The sequence below is a fragment of the Sutcliffiella sp. NC1 genome, assembly GCF_027594365.1.
Classification (GTDB): domain Bacteria; phylum Bacillota; class Bacilli; order Bacillales; family Bacillaceae_I; genus Sutcliffiella; species Sutcliffiella cohnii.
In genome coordinates, this window is sequence record NZ_CP115153.1 from 51502 (window position 1) to 68262 (window position 16761).

Consider the following 16761-nt stretch of genomic DNA (forward strand, 5'->3'; position numbering starts at 1 on the left):
GGAGGAAAAAATGAAAATAAAAGAAATAATCGTTGTGGAAGGAAAAGACGATACAGTAGCGATAAAAAACGCAGTTGATGCAGATACAATTGAAACAGGAGGATCTGCTATTAATAGAGAAATTTTGGAACGGATTAAACATGCACAAAAAACTAGAGGTGTGATCGTATTTACCGATCCAGACTTTCCAGGGCAAAAAATAAGACATACTATATCAGAGTATGTACCAGAATGTAAACATGCCTTCCTGCCGAAGGAACTAGCTAAAGGGAAAAATGGAAGGGGCATCGGAGTGGAGCATGCAAGTAAAGAATCAATTATTAAGGCTCTAACTGGGCTTCATCAATCGTATGAAGGGGAAAGCGAGCTTATCCCTATGTCTGTTTTGATTGATTACCATTTAGTTTCCCATCCAGCGTCAAAGGTGAGAAGAGAGCGTCTCGGAAACATATTAAATATAGGCTATACTAATGGGAAACAGCTGCAAAAAAGACTCCAAATGTTCCAAATAACGAGGGAGCAACTAGAAGAAGCGGTGTCACAAATTAACCAGGAGGAAAGCTAAATGCATAAAGATATTGCAACACCTGTTCGAACAAAGCAAATATTAGAAAAGTATGGCTTTTCGTTTAAAAAAAGCTTAGGGCAGAACTTTCTCATTGATACTAATATATTAAGAAATATTGTAGACGCAGCTGAAGTAACAGAAGAAACAGCTGCCATTGAAATAGGTCCAGGGATTGGAGCATTAACGGAGCAAATCGCTAAAAGAGCAGGTCAAGTGATTGCATTTGAAATTGATCAACGACTATTGCCAATACTAGCAGAAACGTTAGAGCCTTATAACAATATTAAAATTATTCATGAAGATATTTTAAAGGCTGACGTACCGAAAGTGTTAAAGGAAGAGTTAAAGCCTTATAGTGAGTTAAAAGTAATTGCTAACCTTCCTTACTATGTAACAACACCAATCATTATGAAATTGCTATCAGAAGACTTACCTCTGCAGTCCATAACGGTTATGCTTCAAAAAGAAGTGGCAGATAGAATGACTGCTAAGCCTGGTACGAAAGATTATGGGTCGTTATCTATTGCAGTTCAATATTATACAAATGCCGAAACCGTAATGATTGTCCCTAAAACTGTATTTGTCCCACAGCCTAACGTTGATTCGGCGGTTATTAGACTAACCGTTAGGAAGGGTAGAGCTGTTACTGTTTTAGATGAGGAATTTTTCTTCTCTGTCGTGCGTGCTAGCTTTGCACAAAGAAGAAAAACGATTTTAAATAACTTATCAACGAATTTGCCGAATGGAAAGGTAGAGAAAGATTCGATATTAGAAGCGCTACAAATGGCTCAGATTGACCCGAAACGACGTGGAGAAACGTTATCTATTGAGGAGTTCGGTTTTCTAAGTGACACGCTTTATAAATTGTTAAATAAATGATGGACTTGCTTTTTAGAGCAAGTCTATTTTTTTTTTATAAGCTAGTTGTCTGCGGCTCCTTGTATGTCTAGCCCATCCGCTACTTCCGGTACACAGTTTGATTGGACCCTAAGCGATTCACCTACGCTTTTCTAATCACCAAGGGGTATTTGGTTGCATAGTCTAGTTTAGGTGGCTGTTAAGTTAGCTGCTCGTCTTCCAGTTATGAAGTGAGTAAAACTTTTGATAGAACTTAGGGTGCGGTGTTCTGGAGAGAGAAGTTTTTGATAATCTGACCGCAAGCGAAAAGTGAAAAATCTGTTTAACGGAGCAGTTAAATGGATTAACGTTTATCTTATAGTCTTGAAGTGACGTCAAGCTCCGGTGTTGTGGTCCCAATGGCTTTTACTCTCTGTTTGTGATAAGGGAGAATGTATTTACTTGACCGAGAAAAACACCTAAGCTTTTTTGGTTTTGGAGGGAGTAACGATGAATATAAATGTTGGAGATATTGTTGCAAGAGCATCATATAAATTTGACTTGCTATTCCGAGTTATTGATATATATCACAATGAGAAAGGAGAAAAAATAGTACTTCTATATGGGGAGGATGTTCGTTTAATGGCGGATGCACCTTATGGTGATTTAAGAAAGATGGACAATATTGAAGTACAAGAAAGAAAAAAAGTAGAAGATATGAGATTAAGTCGTTCCTTATATCTTTTTCAGCAAGATTACGAGTTAATTCGTGAAAAAAGTGAATACGAGGTTACAGGAGGATATCAAACCGATAATGAATATTTTCAAGTGCCGGGGAAAGTTTTGCATATAGATGGAGATCCTCTCTACTTACAAAAGTGTTTAGATTTGTATTCAAAATTTCAAGTGCCAGTTCAAGGGGTGCATTGTCATGAAAAAGAAATGCATTTAAAGATTGGAGAATTAATCGATAAGCATAGACCAGATATTATTGTTATTACTGGTCATGATGCATATTCGAAATCAAAAGGAAAAGTATCAGATATAAAAGCATACCGTCATTCACGCCATTTTGTTCAAACAGTAAAAGAAGCTAGAAAAAAAGTCCCTCACTTAGATCAGCTTGTCATCTTTGCAGGAGCTTGTCAGTCTCATTTTGAATCATTAATTAGGGCAGGAGCGAATTTTGCGAGTTCACCTTCTAGAGTAAATATACACGCCTTAGATCCTGTGTATATTGTTGCTAGAATATGTTTCACCCCATTTATGGATAGGGTAAATGTGTGGGATGTATTACGTAACACACTAACAGGAGAAAAGGGATTAGGCGGTATTGAAACGAGAGGATTACTTCGTACAGGTATGCCGTATCGGAAACATGAAGAAGACTTCTGACAATTTTCGTTAGAAGTTTTTTTGTGTTGTTCACTATGAGTAATAGAGGTTTTTATTTTATATATCAAGCGAAGTAAAAGTTTTTAAAATATTTTTACATAGTAACGGAACTATTGGTGCAAAGTAATTGTAGACATTTGGAGATAATTGTTGATTAAATTATATTGACGAACTTTATATCTGGTTGATATAATTTAAAGTTTTATTTGTCTTTTTTCACGTTTTGTGCTATACTTAAAAATAGTGAGGTGGAGTAAAAATGGGAAAAACGCTAAATGATATTAAAAGTACGTTAGATTCTAACTTAGGGAAGAGATTAACTCTTCGTGCGAACGGTGGTCGTAGAAAAACTATTGAGCGTGTAGGTGTTTTAGCAGAAACATATCCATCTGTCTTTGTTATTGAACTAGATCAAGATGAAAATGCGTTTGAACGTGTATCCTACAGCTATGCAGATGTCCTCACAGAAACGGTACAACTTACATTTATTGAAGAACAAGGTAATATGGCTTTAAGTGGGCAGTAGACAAAAGTTTGCTGCTTTTTATTTTGTTCTAATTCAGGTCTTGTTAATATGTGCCATGAAAATAAATACTATACAATCAAATTTTTGCATGAAATAAATTACGTAATACTTATTCATACTAATAATGTCGTATCATTTTGAAAGGGGTTGCGTAACATGGGCAGACGTCGTAGAGGTATTATGTCTCCTCAGTTAAAAGAGGAGCTAGCAAAAGAGTTAGGTTTTTATGATGTAGTGCAGCAAGAAGGCTGGGGAGGAATCCGGGCTAAAGATGCTGGAAACATGGTAAAACGAGCTATTGAAATTGCTGAACGTCAACTTGCTCAAAAAGGTAATCAATAATAAAATTTCAAAGATACGACAACCGAAGCCTGCGCTTCGGTTTTTCTTTGTTAATAAAAATTATTACAACATGTTATGTAGATTGATTTATAAGTCGATATTGTTTTTATGATGGAAGTTTCACAACGTACAAGATAATGGTACAATACATAAATAATCAATGGAGAGACGAAAAAGTAGGTGAAAAAAGTGAAGGTGTTAGAAAAAGCCCCAGCTAAAATAAATTTATCGCTAGATGCTCTATATAAGCGGGAAGATGGTTTTCATGAAGTGAAAATGGTAATGACAACAATCGACCTTGCTGACCGAATTGAGCTAACAGAAAGAACGGATGGACAAATCGAAATTATTTCGCATAATCGATTTGTGCCAGACGATAACCGTAATTTAGCATATCAAGCTGCACAATTACTCCAAAAAAAGTATGGAGTTACAAAAGGGGTATCGATTGAAATATCAAAAATTATCCCAGTTGCTGCTGGCTTAGCGGGAGGAAGTAGTGATGCAGCTGCTACGCTAAGGGGATTAAATAAATTATGGAATCTTGGGCTAACATTAGATGAATTGGCAGTACTAGGAGCAGAAATCGGTTCTGACGTTTCTTTCTGTGTATACGGGGGCACAGCTTTAGCGACGGGAAGAGGCGAAATCATCCAACCTATTCCTGCACCTCCGCATTGTTGGGTCGTTCTTGCGAAGCCAACAACAGGTGTATCAACGGCTGAAATATATAATAATTTAGATTTAAAGAAAGTAAATCATCCAAATGTTGATGGTATGGTAGAGGCAATTAAAAACCAAAACTATGAAGAAGTTACAAAGTTAGTTGGGAATGTGTTAGAATCTGTTACTTTAAAACTTTATCCTGAAGTTGCCCAAATAAAAGAACAAATGAAACGTTTTGGAGCAGATGCGGTCTTAATGAGTGGAAGTGGCCCAACAGTTTTTGGACTAGTTCAACATGATTCCCGATTACATCGAATGTACAATGGATTAAGAGGATTTTGTGATCAAGTGTTTGCGGTTCGACTTATTGGAGAACAGAATAAACTTGATTAAATCCGTATATTAATGGTATATTTACTATAAAATTTTCGGATTTTAGGAGGGGTTCCATGAAACTGCGAAGAAGCGGTCGCCTCGTAGATATGACTCATTATCTGCTCCAAAACCCACAGACGTTAGTTCCTTTGTCATACTTTGCGGATAGATACCAATCAGCGAAGTCTTCAATTAGCGAAGATTTAGGGATTATTAAGCAAACGTTTGAACAGCAAGGTATTGGATCATTATTAACAATTCCAGGTGCAGCGGGTGGAGTGAAATATATTCCATATACAGGCTTGGAAGAGGCCACACAATTTATTGAGGAACTGAGTGAATTAATTGCGAAGCCGGACCGTTTATTACCCGGTGGCTATTTATATATGACTGATATATTAGGTAATCCAAAGCTATTGAACAAAATCGGCAAAATGTTTGCAACAGCCTTTAAAGACACAAAAGTCGATATTATTATGACAATGGCAACGAAAGGGATACCTCTTGCGCACGCTGTTGCAAGTTATTTAGACGTTCCTGTAGTTATTGTTAGAAGAGATAGTCGAGTAACAGAAGGATCAACAGTAAGTATAAACTACGTATCAGGGTCTTCTAAAAGAATTCAAACGATGTTGTTAGCAAAACGAAGCTTAGAAACGGGTTCAAACGTGTTAATTATTGATGATTTCATGAAAGCTGGTGGAACGGTTAATGGAATGGTAAATTTATTAGCCGAATTCCAAGCGAACGTGGCGGGTATAGGAGTTCTAGTGGAATCAGAAAACGTAGAAGAGCGACTAGTAGAAGATTATATTTCATTAGTGAAATTAGAGAACGTAAATGAAAGAGATCGTCAAATTGAAGTGAACCCAGGAAATTTTTTAACGGTAATGTCAAAAAGTAATGAATAAATTCTAGGAGGTATGTACTGTGAAAATTGTAAAAACTTTAAATGCACCGCAAGCTATTGGTCCATATTCACAAGGTGTTGTAGTGAATAATATGTTTTATAGTTCTGGTCAAATTCCTTTAAAGCCGAATGGGGAATTAATGGATGGAAATGTACAAGAACAAACGCACCAAGTTTTTCATAACTTAAAGGCAGTATTAGAAGCAGCGGGTGCAAGCTTAGATACCGTTGTGAAAGCGACTGTTTTTATCAAAAACATGGATGATTTCCAGGCTATAAATGAAGTGTATGGAGAGTATTTTCATAGTCATAAACCAGCTAGATCTTGTGTGGAAGTGGCAAGGTTACCGAAAGATGTATTAATAGAAATTGAAGTAATCGCATTAATAAAGTAGTTTTTTCATGTTTATTCACTTTTTTTAAAAAAACTTTTAGTATTTAGAAGGATTTTGAAAATTTTCGGAGAATTTATAATACTAAGTTTTTGTTTAAAGTAAAAGGTGGTGAACAGAATGGAAGTAACTGACGTAAGATTACGCCGCGTTAATACTGATGGTCGCATGAGAGCGATAGCATCTATTACATTAGATCATGAATTCGTTGTTCATGATATTCGTGTAATTGATGGAAACAATGGGTTATTCGTAGCGATGCCAAGTAAACGTACACCAGATGGGGAGTTCCGTGACATTGCTCATCCGATTAACTCTGGAACTCGTTCTAAGATTCAAGACGCTGTATTAGCGGAATATGACCGCTTAGGCGAGTTAGAAGTTGAGTATGAAGAAGCAGGAGCAGGGGCATCATAAAATTTTTCTTAAAAAAGGTATATTTGCCATTGGCTGTCGACATTAGTCGGCAGCCTTTAATTTTGTCTTTTTAACAATTATCCCCAAAAACGTGTTCGCGCACTAAATTAATTTGTAAAATAAATGTACTTTTATGAACTTCCTTGAAAACCTATCGTATTTAGGATATATTCGTAATGGATAATTAGGTAAATGGAGGCCTGTTATGGTTAATAAATATGCTGTCATATTAGCAGCCGGACAAGGAACAAGAATGAAGTCGAAATTATATAAAGTGCTTCATCCAGTATGTGGAAAACCTATGGTTGAACATGTTGTAGATCATGTAACCAGTTTGAATTTAGAAAAAATAGTGACGGTAGTAGGACATGGAGCTGAAATGGTAAAAAACCATTTAGGAAATCGTAGTGACTATGTTCTTCAAGAAGAGCAATTAGGAACTGCACATGCAGTGATACAAGCAGCACCAATCTTAAATAATCTACAAGGAATTACCCTCGTTATTTGTGGCGACACACCACTTATTACACCTGAAACGATGGAGAAGCTTGTTGAGCAGCATGAATCAACTGGAGCAAAAGCAACTATTTTGACTGCTTATGCAGAAGATCCGTCTGGTTATGGTCGAATCATTCGCGATAATAACGGACATGTGAAGAAGATTGTCGAGCATAAAGATGCTTCGGAGGATGAGTTAAAAGTAACAGAAATTAATACTGGAACATATTGTTTTGATAATGAGGCACTATTTGAAGCGCTTACAAATGTATCTAATGATAATGTTCAAGGGGAATATTACTTACCAGATGTGATTGAAATCTTAAAAAATCAAAATGAAATTGTAACAGCGTACCAAACGTTAGATCTAGATGAAACGTTAGGTGTAAACGACCGAGTTGCTTTAAGTCAGGCTGAACAAATTATGCAAAAACGTATCAATAAAAAACATATGGTAAACGGTGTTTCTATTATTGATCCAGCTAACACATATATTTCAGCAGAAGCTATGATAGGTAGAGATACAGTCATTTATCCAGGAACGGTTATTATCGGAAAAACAACAATAGGCGAGGATTGTCATGTTGGACCACATTCTGAAATTAAAGATTGTGTGATTGGTAATAATACATCTATCCGTCAGTCAGTTGCTCATGAAAGTGAAATTGGAAATGATGTACAAATTGGGCCATTTGCACATATACGTCCTGCATCTACAATCGGAAACGAAGTGAAGCTTGGAAATTTTGTGGAAGTAAAGAAGTCCACGTTTGGAGACGGAAGTAAAGCTTCTCATTTAAGTTATATCGGAGACGCAGAGGTCGGAAAAGATGTAAACCTTGGCTGCGGTTCTATAACAGTAAATTACGATGGCTCGAAAAAGCATTTAACAAAAATAGAAGATGGAGTTTTTGTTGGATGTAATTCTAATCTTGTTGCACCTGTCACAATTGGAAAAGGTGCGTATATTGCTGCTGGTTCAACTATTACGGAAGATGTACCAGGAGAAGCATTATCTATTGCAAGGGCTCGTCAAGTAAATAAAGAAAACTACGTTCAAAAATTAAGCAATAAATGAATTTAATTTCGGAGGTTCTTATTAACATGTCTTATAAATATGCAAACACAAATTTAAAAGTTTTCTCTTTAAATTCAAATATCGCTCTAGCGGAAGAAATTGCTCAACACGTTGGAACAACGCTTGGAAAAAGTAGTGTTACTCGTTTTAGCGACGGTGAAATCCAAATTAATATTGAAGAGAGTATTCGTGGCTGTGATGTATTCGTCATCCAATCTACAAGTGCACCGGTAAATGAGCACATTATGGAAACGTTAATTATGATTGATGCATTAAAAAGAGCTTCTGCTAAAACAATCAATATTGTTATGCCGTATTATGGATACGGTAGACAGGATCGTAAAGCACGTGCAAGAGAACCGATTACGGCAAAATTAATTGCAAACCTATTAGAAACAGCTGGTGCGCATCGTATCATTACACTTGATTTACATGCTCCACAAATTCAAGGTTTCTTTGACATCCTAATAGATCACTTAATGGGTGTGCCTATTCTTGCTGAATACTTTGAAAGTAAAGGTTTAGATGAGCTTGTTATCGTATCACCTGACCACGGTGGTGTTACAAGAGCAAGAAAACTAGCGGACCGCTTAAAAGCACCAATTGCAATTATTGATAAGCGTCGCCCTCGTCCTAATGTAGCGGAAATTATGAACATTGTTGGTCATATTGAGGGGAAAACAGCAATACTTATTGATGATATGATTGATACAGCCGGTACTATTACGTTAGCTGCTAACGCTTTAGTGGAAAATGGAGCAAAAGAAGTATACGCTTGTTGTACTCATCCAGTATTATCGGGACCGGCTATCGAGAGAATTGAAAACTCAAAAATTAAAGAGCTAGTTGTAACGAATACGATAGCTCTTCCAGAAGAAAAATGTATTCCAAAGATTACACAATTGTCTGTTGCAGAGCTAATTGCAGAAGCAATCGTACGTGTACACGAAGAGAAATCAGTTAGTACGTTATTTGATTGATTGAGTGAAAAATATTTTTTCTGTGATTAACTTTTTAGTAATAGGGAATGGATATATATAGACAAGTTCTTATATTACTAGGAAGGTGATTATATGGAAGCTGTATTAGAAGCAAAAGAACGCTCTAGTTTTAATAAGTCTGGGCGTAGTCAAGTAAGAAATGAAGGCTATATTCCAGCAGTTGTCTACGGAAATAATACTTCGAACAAATCAATCGCAGTTAATGAGAAAGATTTTATTAAAACAATTCGAGAAGTTGGGCGAAACGGAATTATTACCCTAGCTGTTGGGTCGGACAAAAGAAAAGTGATGCTTTCTGATTATCAAAGAGACCCATTAAAATCATCTGAATTTGTTCACTTAGACTTCCAAGTCGTCAATTTTTCGCAAAAAATTGACGTGGATGTAAATATTGTTTTAACTGGAGAAGCTAGCGGTGTAAAAGATGGAGGAGTGTTACAGCAATCCCTTCACTCTGTTTCTATTAGTGTGCTTCCAAACGATGTTCCGGAACAAATTGAGCTTGATGTTAGTCATCTAGTAGTTGGAGATACGGTTACTCTTGCTGATGTCCCTTCCTCTAACTTCGAGATAAACCAAGATTTAGAAACGACTGTTGCGTCCATCTTACCTCCGAAGCAAGAAGAAGAAATAAATAGCGGCGAAGAACAAGAGGCTGGGCAACCAGAAAATGTAGAAGGTCGTGAAACAACTGAAGTAAATGAAGAAGCGTAACCACATGGTTGCGCTTTTTGATTAAAAGATAGAAAACGTAATACCACTTAGAACAAAGACACGTGCACATTCCTGTTACTTTTAAGGTAGACACTATGCAAGTGAAAATTTGCATCATAAAGAATGAAAAATGGATGGATCGACTTTGAACAGCTACAATTTTTTACCTTTCCAAATCTAGTACCTTGAGTGGAACGGAGCGGAAGACACTTGACTCCAGCGGGAGGTAGAGGGAAGGTCGAGACCCCACAGGCGCAGCCGAGTTATAATGAACGAAACTAGCTCCTTACTCGTAAATTCGTAGGTTAATTTGGTAAGAATGTTACTGTTAAATATAAAAACCAAATCAGTGCTACATTACGGAAGGAGCTAGTTATTATGAAGGATACCATAAAATACGTAGGTTTAGACGTATCAAAAGAAAAAATTGCTGTTGCTATTGCTGAAGAGGGACGTGGAGAGCCAAGATATTTTGGAATGATACCTCATACACCTGAAGCAATCAGAAAATTAATAAAGAAACTTGGTAAACCAGACACATTATATGTTTGTTATGAAGCAGGGCCAACTGGTTACCCATTATATAGGTTATTAATCTCTTTAGGAGTTCACTGTGATGTCATTGCCCCATCTTTAATTCCGAAAAGACCTGGTGAGCGAGTAAAAACCGACCGTAGAGATTCAATTCGTCTAGCCCAACTATACAGAGCTGGAGAATTAACTTCTATATATGTACCTACTCCGGACGGCGAAGCGTTACGAGATTTAGTTAGAGCTCGTGAAGATGCCAAAGAAGATGAATTGAGAGCTAAGCATCGGTTAACTAAATTTTTACTAAGAAATAATATACACCCACCAGTTGGAGTAAGAAAATGGACGAAAAAATACCGTGAATGGTTGGATGCGTTAAAATTTGAAAATAGATCTTTACGAGTGGTTTTCCAAGAATACTATCACCAATTAAAAGAATTACAACAACGGGTCCTAAGATTAGAAGAAGAAATTAAACTAGAAGCATCAGAAGGTATTCATGCACCAACTATACAAGCGTTACAGGCATTAAGAGGTGTTGCCCTAATAACTGCGACGAGTCTTGTAGCTGAAATTGGATCTTTTAAACGCTTTCCTACTCCAAAACAATTTATGGCTTATGTAGGTTTAACTCCAAGTGAAAGTTCTAGTGGTGATAGAAGAAGACAAGGGGAAATTACTAAAGCGGGTAACCGCCATGTTCGAAGATTGTTAATAGAGTCTGCCTGGAGTTATCGATACCAGCCAGCAGTAAAAGGTGAGTTAAAGAGAAGACAAGATGGCCAATCTCCTACAATTCAAGCGATATCATGGAAAGCACAAAACCGACTCCATAAAAAATATTTCCGATTACTATCTAGAGGTAAAGAAAGTGGTAAGGCAATTACCGCTGTCGCTAGGGAATTGTCAGGATTTATTTGGGCTGTTACACAAGAGATAGAAGAGACAAAAGTCTCATAAGCATCAGGGGCATCATGAAGAAGAATAGAATTGCTTTAAAGTAGATATGTGAGAATAGGGCTCGAAAGCAAAGGTTAAAACCGGAAAGGAAAAACCACGTGCCTCCTCTGTGCTATTTCTAAATAAGAATAACGCACGTCCCGAGTTAGTGGAAAGTCCTTTATACGGAAAGATAAATTGTGAAAACCCACGTATATCAGAATGCTAACCGCAGTAGAGTTTTTGCTTTCGTGCCGTGTTCTTAACATCTATTCCAATAATATATGGAGGTGTGACAGTTTATAAATTCCTTTAGCTTAAATAAGTGTCTCAACTCTTTGAATGACAGTCAAGGAGAGCACTTGACAGCCATTCAAAGAGTTGAGGTAGGGTTTGTAAGCTAAAGAAGGAGTGAATCTAGCCTGTAAAGGCTAAAAATTAAAAGAAAGTAAAGGAGCCAAAAAACAGCTTCTCTACTTAAAGTTGCCCAAAAATAGAACGAATAATAATTTAGAGTGGGGGCCTTGATAGTTTCGTTCATATCAGGAGGCTCGACTCCCTCCCCGCGGAAAGCAAGTGTCTGCAGCGAAGTGCAACGGGCTAACTTAAAACGTATAAAAACAAACGTTGCCTACAATGAAATGCAATATTTCTAAACACGCCTATTTTCAGGGGAGACTATCAAACAAGTGAAAATTTGCATAAAGAGGAATGAAAATAAGGAACGTGTGAATTTTTATCATTCATCAGCTATCATATACATATATTTTAAACCTCGTTATAAAGCACTATATTTAAATGTTTGAATCATTACATTATTTTTTGGAAGGTGTTTCATGATACAATTGTTACGTTCCATATTTTCAAAGCAAGAGGTAGAAGTAGGTGAAGAAGGCATGAAAGTAATTGTCGGACTTGGAAACCCAGGGCCAAAATATGCTGAAACAAGACATAATATTGGCTTTATGGTTATCGATGAATTGGCTAATAGATGGAATATCTCTTTAACTCAATCAAAGTTTAAAGGACAATTCGGGCAAGGACTAATAAATGGTGAAAAAGTAATTCTTGTAAAGCCGTTAACATATATGAACTTATCTGGAGAATGTATAAGGCCATTATTAGATTATTATAAAGTGGAAATAGAGGACATTTACGTCATATATGATGATTTAGACCTTCCAGTAGGAAAATTAAGATTAAGGCAAAAAGGTAGCGCAGGTGGACATAATGGTATCAAATCATTAATACAACATCTTCAGACGCAACAATTTAATCGTGTTCGAATGGGAATTGATCGACCTACAAATGGTCAGCCTATTTCAGATTACGTTTTAGGGAAATTTACAGTGGAAGAACGTCCAATTGTACAAGAATCTGTCGAACAAGCAGCTAAAGCTTGTGAAGAATCAATGAAAACTCCATTTTTACAAGTCATGAATACATTTAATCAATAATAGAATGGTTTAAAAGCTGTATAACATTTTCCTTCCATGTTTATACTAATCTTAAAAAGCACGGGAGGAAAACAAAGTGGCTATTCATTACCATTGTAGACACTGCCAATGTGGTGTTGGAAGTATTGAGAATGCTTCCGTTTTTTCAGAAGCACTAGGCTTTCATCATTTAAGTGACGATGAGAGACAAGAGATGATTTCATATCAACAAAATGGTGATATACATGTACAAACAATATGCGAAGATTGTCAGGAGGCACTTAATAGAAATCCTGATTTTCATCAATATGAAAAATTTATACAATAATGACACTTGCTTTGGTACTTGCCAAAGCCTTTTTGTGTCAAAACATTAAGGAGAGGAGGGCTGGTATGAAAAGTAGTTTTATTCCTTATTTTAAAGAAAACGATGATTTTCAATCTGTAATTGTAGGTGTAGAGGAAGGTTTGCGGGAGCAGCTAGTAGCTGGTTTGTCTGGATCGGCTAGAACATTATTTATTACATCGATGTATGAACAATTACAAAAGCCTATCGTAGTGTTAACACACAATTTATATCATGCGCAAAAATTGTACGATGATTTTACAAATCTTTTTTCAGAAGATGAACTTTATTTATTTCCAGCAAATGATGTATTAGCAGCTGAGGTTGCAATTGCCAGCCCAGAGCTTAAAGCACAAAGGTTAGAAGTGTTAAACTTTTTGGCGAAACAAAAAAAGGGAATTATTATTGCTCCATTAGCAGGAGTGAAAAAAATATTACCACAACGGGATATGTGGCTTCAGTCAATAATGACATTTGAAGTTGGAAAAATAATAGAGTTAGATTCATTGGCTGAAAAACTTGTTCGACTTGGGTATCAGCGTGTTGGAATGGTGTCAACACCAGGTGATTTCAGTATCCGTGGTGGAATTATTGATATTTATCCATTAACGGAAGAATATGCTGTGAGAATTGAGTTATTTGACGATGAAGTTGATTCAATTCGTTATTTTAATGTAGAAGATCAACGCTCTCAAAAAAGTGATACGAAGGTTGAAATTGGGCCTGCAACAGAGGTTTTATTATCCAAGCTTGAAATGATGCGTGGAGCAGAGAAATTAGAGCATTTATTAGCTAAATCAATCAAAAAGGTAAAAGAAGAAAAAGTAAAGCAACTGTTAGCTGAAAACATTACACATGAAATAGAGACGGTAAGGTCAGGCCAAGAAGTAAAAGAGATAAATAAATATTTATCTGTCTTCTACGAAAAGCCAGCTAGTTTACTAGATTATTTACCAGAAGATGCAATAGTTATTATGGATGAAATTAGTCGACTTCAAGAAACTGCGGAATCGTTGGATAAGGAAGAGGCAGAATGGCTTACAGAGTTAATAGCTGAAGGGAAAATAGTTCATGATGTAAAGTTAACCCATTCTTTTATTCAAACATTACAAAAGAAGGTACGCCCTTACGTTTATTTATCGTTATTTTTACGTCATGTAAGTCATACGCATCCAGAAAATCTAGTAAATCTTTCTTCGAAGTCAATGCAACATTTTCATGGTCAAATGCATTTACTTAAAAATGAAATGGACAGATGGCAAAAAGCGGGTTATGCAGTTGTTGTATTAGGTTCGAACGAAGAACGTATGGAAAAATTAGAAGCAGTCCTTTCCGATTATGACATTGAAGCTAGGAAGCAAAAAAGCAATTCACCTATCTTACATGGACAAGTACAATTGTTAGAAGGAGACTTGCAATCTGGTTTTGAGCTACCACTTCAAAAACTAGCAGTAATAACAGAAGAAGAACTTTTCAAAAAGAAAGCGAAAAAACTACAAAAGAAAAGACAAAAACTTTCTAACGCTGAGAGAATAAAAAGCTATTCAGAATTAAATGTTGGCGACTACGTAGTACATATAAACCATGGAATAGGAAAGTACTTAGGAATCGAAACGCTGCAAATTAATGGTGTTCATAAAGACTATTTACACATTAAATATCAAGGTACCGATCAACTATACGTTCCAGTTGAACAAATTGATCAAGTTCAGAAATATGTAGGCTCTGAAGGTAAGGAACCGAAAGTATATAAACTTGGTGGAACAGATTGGAAGAAAGTGCGGAAAAAAGTAGAGTCATCTGTTCAAGACATAGCAGATGATTTAATTAAGCTTTATGCAGAACGTGAAGCTAGTACAGGATATGCATTTTCTCCAGATGCTGAAATGCAACGTGAGTTCGAAGCGTCTTTCCCATACAACGAAACGGAGGATCAATTACGATCCATCCTAGAAATAAAGAAGGATATGGAAAGAGAAAGACCGATGGACCGTCTTTTATGTGGAGATGTTGGTTATGGAAAGACAGAGGTTGCAATCCGGGCAGCATTTAAAGCGATAATGGATGAAAAACAAGTAGCAATACTAGTACCTACGACGATATTAGCTCAGCAACATTACGAAACAATTAGAGAAAGATTTCAAGATTACCCTATTAATATCGGTTTGTTAAGTCGATTCCGTTCAAGAAAACAACAGCAGGAAACGATGAAAGGTTTGGCCAATGGAACGGTCGATATTGTGGTTGGAACACATCGTCTTTTATCAAAAGATGTTAAATATAAAGATTTAGGTTTATTAGTTATTGATGAAGAACAACGGTTTGGTGTAACACATAAGGAAAAAATTAAAAAATTAAAAGCGAATATTGATGTATTAACGTTAACTGCTACACCGATTCCGAGAACGCTTCACATGTCCATGCTTGGAGTTCGTGATCTATCTGTAATTGAAACGCCGCCGGAAAACCGCTTCCCTGTTCAAACATATGTGATGGAATACAATGGTGCGCTAGTGAAAGAGGCAATTGAAAGAGAGATGGCCCGCGATGGCCAAATATTCTTCCTATACAATAGGGTAGAAGATATTGAAAGGAAAGCGGAGGAAATTTCGATGCTTGTCCCAGATGCTCGCGTTATTGTAGCCCATGGTAAAATGACAGAGAATGAACTTGAATCAGTTATCCTTCAGTTTTTAGAAGGGGAAGCGGATGTATTAGTTAGTACAACTATTATAGAAACAGGTGTCGATATTCCTAACGTAAATACGCTTATTGTGTTTGATGCAGATCGTATGGGCCTTTCGCAACTCTACCAACTAAGAGGTCGAGTAGGAAGATCTAATCGTGTGGCGTATGCTTATTTCACATATCGAAAAGATAAAGTGTTAACAGAAGTCGCAGAAAAAAGACTTCAAGCGATAAAGGAATTTACTGAACTTGGATCTGGGTTTAAAATTGCGATGAGAGATCTATCTATACGTGGAGCAGGTAACTTATTAGGAGCTCAACAGCATGGATTTATTGATTCTGTCGGATTTGATATGTACTCTCAATTATTAAAAGAAGCTATTGAACAAAGAATAGGAACAACTAACGAAGAAAAGCCTCATGAGGTAGAATTAGATGTGGAACTCGATGCTTACTTACCAGATGTATATATATCAGATAGCCGTCAAAAAATCGAGATATATAAGCGTTTCCGAGGATTAGACTCAATAGAAGAAATCGAGGAGTTAAAAGAGGAACTTTTAGATCGTTTTGGAGAATATCCTAAGGAAGTTCAATATTTATTAAAAGTATCAGAAATTAAAGTGCTAGCAAGATTAGAAAAAATTGACTCCGTAAAACAGCAAAAGCAACAGGTTACGATTCTATTTTCAGAAGAAGCGTCACAAACAATAGATGTGATGAAATTATCTCAGCTCATAGCAAAATATGGACGCCACGTAGGTGGAGGACAAGAAGGAACGAAATTTAAACTTGTTGTTGCAACAAATAAAATGAGCGATGACGAGTGGTTAGATTGCGTGAAAGAAATACTAGAACAATTAAGAACGTTAAAAAAAGAAAACGTTAGTGCTTAAAATAATAAAATAAACTTCTCCGTACTAGTATGCATGTTGCTAGTAAAGGAGAAGTTTTTTTATACATCAAAAAAATCAATATTAGAAAAAAAGGTTTAAGAATGCCTTTTCATGTCTATATAAATACTGGGGTAATTTTCTTCTACAAAAAAACTTTCCCAACATGTATATAAACCACCAGAAGTTAGATACTAATTTCAACAAAG

At 36.3% G+C, this 16761-nt stretch carries 16 protein-coding genes; all 16 read left to right on the plus strand.

Annotation, left to right across the window (positions count from 1 at the left end):
- The first annotated feature begins 10 nt into the window (after positions 1 to 10).
- The 16 genes from rnmV (at position 11) to mfd (ending at position 16555) form a co-directional block, all read left to right on the plus strand.
- Positions 11 to 565: a ribonuclease M5 gene (gene rnmV / locus O1A01_RS00255; protein ID WP_270065354.1), complete on the plus strand. Its 555-nt coding sequence runs from the start codon at positions 11 to 13 to the stop codon at positions 563 to 565.
- Complete coding sequence (gene rsmA, locus O1A01_RS00260) at positions 566 to 1447, plus strand: 16S rRNA (adenine(1518)-N(6)/adenine(1519)-N(6))-dimethyltransferase RsmA (protein ID WP_066419716.1); 882 nt, start codon at positions 566 to 568, stop codon at positions 1445 to 1447.
- A gap of 468 nt (positions 1448 to 1915) precedes the next feature.
- The gene (gene yabG / locus O1A01_RS00265) at positions 1916 to 2800 is read left to right on the plus strand and encodes a sporulation peptidase YabG (protein WP_066419718.1); all 885 of its coding nucleotides are present in this window, start codon (positions 1916 to 1918) and stop codon (positions 2798 to 2800) included.
- Between the two features lie 259 nt (positions 2801 to 3059).
- Positions 3060 to 3326 carry a biofilm formation stimulator Veg gene (veg, locus tag O1A01_RS00270; RefSeq protein WP_066419720.1) on the plus strand — a complete coding sequence of 89 codons (267 nt, stop codon included), beginning with the start codon at positions 3060 to 3062 and terminating at the stop codon, positions 3324 to 3326.
- A gap of 156 nt (positions 3327 to 3482) precedes the next feature.
- Positions 3483 to 3668 (plus strand): small, acid-soluble spore protein, alpha/beta type, encoded by a 186-nt coding sequence (locus O1A01_RS00275; protein ID WP_066419722.1) that lies wholly within the window; start codon positions 3483 to 3485, stop codon positions 3666 to 3668.
- Between the two features lie 189 nt (positions 3669 to 3857).
- On the plus strand, positions 3858 to 4727 hold the full coding sequence (gene ispE / locus O1A01_RS00280; protein WP_066419723.1) for a 4-(cytidine 5'-diphospho)-2-C-methyl-D-erythritol kinase: 870 nt from the start codon (positions 3858 to 3860) through the stop codon (positions 4725 to 4727).
- Positions 4728 to 4783: 56 nt separating this feature from the next.
- Positions 4784 to 5620, plus strand: coding sequence for a pur operon repressor (gene purR / locus O1A01_RS00285; protein ID WP_066419725.1), 837 nt, complete (start codon positions 4784 to 4786; stop codon positions 5618 to 5620).
- A gap of 19 nt (positions 5621 to 5639) precedes the next feature.
- Positions 5640 to 6014 carry a RidA family protein gene (locus tag O1A01_RS00290; RefSeq protein WP_066419727.1) on the plus strand — a complete coding sequence of 125 codons (375 nt, stop codon included), beginning with the start codon at positions 5640 to 5642 and terminating at the stop codon, positions 6012 to 6014.
- 117 nt (positions 6015 to 6131) lie between these two features.
- A complete protein-coding gene (spoVG, locus tag O1A01_RS00295) occupies positions 6132 to 6428 on the plus strand; it encodes a septation regulator SpoVG (RefSeq protein ID WP_066419729.1) in 297 nt (98 codons plus the stop codon).
- A gap of 205 nt (positions 6429 to 6633) precedes the next feature.
- Positions 6634 to 8004, plus strand: a complete 1371-nt coding sequence (glmU, locus tag O1A01_RS00300; protein ID WP_270065355.1) for a bifunctional UDP-N-acetylglucosamine diphosphorylase/glucosamine-1-phosphate N-acetyltransferase GlmU — start codon at positions 6634 to 6636, stop codon at positions 8002 to 8004.
- Between the two features lie 26 nt (positions 8005 to 8030).
- A complete protein-coding gene (locus tag O1A01_RS00305) occupies positions 8031 to 8984 on the plus strand; it encodes a ribose-phosphate diphosphokinase (RefSeq protein WP_066419733.1) in 954 nt (317 codons plus the stop codon).
- A gap of 93 nt (positions 8985 to 9077) precedes the next feature.
- Positions 9078 to 9719 (plus strand): 50S ribosomal protein L25/general stress protein Ctc, encoded by a 642-nt coding sequence (locus tag O1A01_RS00310; protein ID WP_066419734.1) that lies wholly within the window; start codon positions 9078 to 9080, stop codon positions 9717 to 9719.
- A 378-nt stretch (positions 9720 to 10097) separates the two neighbouring features.
- Positions 10098 to 11210, plus strand: coding sequence for an IS110 family RNA-guided transposase (locus O1A01_RS00315; RefSeq protein WP_270065356.1), 1113 nt, complete (start codon positions 10098 to 10100; stop codon positions 11208 to 11210).
- 875 nt (positions 11211 to 12085) lie between these two features.
- The gene (pth, locus tag O1A01_RS00320) at positions 12086 to 12646 is read left to right on the plus strand and encodes an aminoacyl-tRNA hydrolase (RefSeq protein WP_094366351.1); all 561 of its coding nucleotides are present in this window, start codon (positions 12086 to 12088) and stop codon (positions 12644 to 12646) included.
- 76 nt (positions 12647 to 12722) lie between these two features.
- Positions 12723 to 12953, plus strand: a complete 231-nt coding sequence (locus O1A01_RS00325; RefSeq protein WP_066418045.1) for an anti-sigma-F factor Fin — start codon at positions 12723 to 12725, stop codon at positions 12951 to 12953.
- Positions 12954 to 13018: 65 nt separating this feature from the next.
- Positions 13019 to 16555, plus strand: a complete 3537-nt coding sequence (gene mfd / locus O1A01_RS00330) for a transcription-repair coupling factor (protein ID WP_270065357.1) — start codon at positions 13019 to 13021, stop codon at positions 16553 to 16555.
- The last annotated feature ends 206 nt before the right edge of the window (positions 16556 to 16761 follow it).